1 protein-coding gene is annotated in these 288 nt (G+C 60.4%); it reads left to right on the top strand.

Translation table 11 applies throughout. The annotated features are described in order from the left end of the window. Positions 1 to 51: 51 nt before the first annotated feature. On the top strand, positions 52 to 288 hold a 237-nt coding region (locus tag AC1RPN_RS08875; RefSeq protein ID WP_481763823.1), incomplete at its 3' end, for a hypothetical protein.

The raw sequence follows: 288 nt of genomic DNA, 5'->3' as shown, positions 1-288 counted from the left end.
ATCCACCGACGTATCGTGCACGTGGAGACCGCACGAAACCAAGGTCGGATTATGGGCGCGATCCGCGAGGCATGGGCCGAACAGTATGCGGCACCGTGTTCGGGGCTGCGTCCCATCGAGGCCGAAGGGCGCAGTTTCAAGGTGGTCGAAATGTCGCTGGCCACGTTCCTGAGCCCACGATCAGAGGTCCTTGATCCGGAGTTCGTGGTGGTCTACGTCTACTGTGCTCAGGATGAGGTGGCGGCTCTCATCGAAGAAGCAGCACGTTGTGACTGGACACTGATCCCG

The organism is Dellaglioa sp. CoH-57-MRSF-20, assembly GCF_056781955.1.
The sequence above is the reverse complement of the archived record's forward strand: the minus strand, read 5'-3'. Positions and strand labels throughout refer to the sequence as shown.